2 protein-coding genes are annotated in these 2,144 nt (G+C 58.0%); both read left to right on the forward strand.

Translation table 11 applies throughout. From position 1 onward, the window contains the following. Positions 1-103: 103 nt before the first annotated feature. Positions 104-1,288, forward strand: a complete 1,185-nt coding sequence (gene istA, locus MDHKLMBL_RS20605; protein WP_104272563.1) for an IS21 family transposase — start codon at positions 104-106, stop codon at positions 1,286-1,288. After that, complete coding sequence (gene istB, locus MDHKLMBL_RS20610) at positions 1,285-2,088, forward strand: IS21-like element helper ATPase IstB (RefSeq protein WP_052479629.1); 804 nt, start codon at positions 1,285-1,287, stop codon at positions 2,086-2,088. The genes istA and istB overlap by 4 nt, the downstream gene beginning before the upstream one ends. Positions 2,089-2,144 lie beyond the last annotated feature (56 nt).

A 2,144-nucleotide genomic window follows, 5' to 3' on the forward strand; every position in this document is an offset into this window, starting at 1 on the left:
TGTCAGCAACAGTGCTAAAAGTCCGTAAATTGTCAGGATAGATTGTCCTCCCGACCCGCATGGCCTTTTCTTGAAGGTGACGAAACCTGAAAGGAAAAGACTCATGCAAAGCCGAGAGGACTTTCTCATGATAAAGCAACTACGGGTACAAGGGGCACACATCGTGGACATTGCCCACCGGATTGGCTGTTCAGAACGCACGGTGCGACGTTATCTGGCCCTGCCAGCACCACCGACGGGCAAGCCCAAAACACGCCGGCCCAGCAAGCTGGATCCCTTCAAGCCTTTTATCGATCAGCAGTTGGCGAATGAGGTCTGGAACGCCGAGGTCATTTTCCAGCAGTTGCGGGAACAAGGGTACAGCGGCTCCTCAACGCTGGTCCGCGAGTACATACAACCCAAGCGCCCCCTTCGAGCCAGTAAGCAAACGGTTCGATACGAGACGCAGCCGGGCAAGCAGCTTCAGCATGACTGGGGCCAGCTCCGGACCGAAATCGGTGGCCGGATCTGTACCGTCAACATCGCGGTGAACGTGCTGGGCTACTCCCGATACCTTCACGTCTGGGCCGGCCCACGCCAGGATGCGGAACACACCTACGAGTCCCTGGTGCAAGCCTTCCGGTACTTTGATGGCGTCCCCGCCAGTGTTCTGGTGGATAACCAGAAGGCGGCGGTGGTTCGTCATGACCGTGATGGCAAGGTCACCTTCAATACCGGCTTCCTGGAGCTGGCCAATCATTATGGGTTCGTTGCCAAAGCCTGTCGCCCTCAGCGCCCCAGAACCAAAGGCAAGACCGAGCGGATGGTGGGCTACGTAAAGCACCACTTCTTCCAGCGGTACCGCAGCTTCGACAGCTACGCGCACCTGAATCAGTTGCTGGAGCACTGGTTAACAACCTGTGCCCATCAACGTCTGCTGCGGCAGTTCCAGCAAACACCGCTGGAGCGGTTCGACGCCGAGAAGCCACACCTGCTGGCAAGGCCAGCAACGGACTTCGACACCCGATACTACGATGTCCGCCATGTTAGTTGGGATGCCTACATCGATGTGCGGGGAAATCGGTACAGTGTGCCCGCCCAGTGCTGTGGGCAACAGGTCACGATCCGCATCAGCCTGGACGATGAACTGACCGTCTACGACATCCGTGGCCAGGAAGTGGCTCGCCACCGACTCACGGATCGCAAGGACGGCTGGCAGGCTATTGAGGACCATCATAGTCCCTTGTGGCAGGACGTGATGCCGGTGCAGCACCGAAGCCTGGCGGTGTATGAGGAGGTGCTGCAATGAACCTTGACCAACTCCTCGACCGGCTCAAGATGGACCACCTGCAAGCCACGCTGGACAGTCTCTGTGAACACGCCAGCAAGAAAGACCTGAACTACCGGGAGTTCCTGGAACAGGCCCTGGCCCAGGAATGGGGTGGCCGCCACCAGAAAGGCCTGGATACCCGCCTGAAACAGGCTCGCCTGCCCTGGATCAAAACCCTGGAGCAATTCGACTTCAGCTTCCAGCCGAGCATCGACCGCAAGCTGATCCGGGACCTGTCCGGACTGGGGTTCGTGGAGCGCAATGAGAACGTTGTGTTACTGGGCCCGCCCGGGGTGGGTAAAACCCACCTGGCTGTCGCACTTGGCGTGAAGGCTGCCGAAGCCGGGCATCGCGTTCTGTTCATGACTCTGGACCGCCTGGTCAGCACCCTGATGAAAGCGCGGCAGGAAAACCGGCTGGACCGTCAGCTACAACAACTGACTTACCCGAAGGTCCTGATCCTGGACGAGATCGGTTACCTGCCCATGACCCGGGAGGAAGCCAGCCTGTTCTTCCGGCTGATCAACCGTCGTTATGAGCGCGCCTGCACCATCCTGACGTCCAACAAGAGCTTTATGGACTGGGGCGAGGTGTTCGGAGATCAGGTCATCGCCACCGCAATACTGGACCGGCTGCTGCACCACTCAACGACACTGAACATCAAGGGCGAGAGCTACCGACTGAAGGACAAACGGAAGGCCGGACTCGTTCCCGGTACTACTCAACAACAGGAGGAATCTGACGACCCGGACACTCAAAAAGCGGTCACTGAAAACTGATGAAAACCGGACAATCTAAACTGATAAAAATCGGTCAAAACTCACTGTTGTTGACA

Origin of the sequence: Marinobacter flavimaris (genome assembly GCF_002933295.1) — a bacterium.
In the GTDB taxonomy this organism is placed as follows: Bacteria; Pseudomonadota; Gammaproteobacteria; order Pseudomonadales; family Oleiphilaceae; genus Marinobacter; species Marinobacter flavimaris.

Coding starts and splice junctions, on each gene's coding strand:
- istB (WP_052479629.1), top strand. CDS start 1,285: ATGAACCTTGACCAACTCCTCGACCGGCTCAAGATGGACCACCTGCAA.
- istA (WP_104272563.1), top strand. CDS start 104: ATGCAAAGCCGAGAGGACTTTCTCATGATAAAGCAACTACGGGTACAA.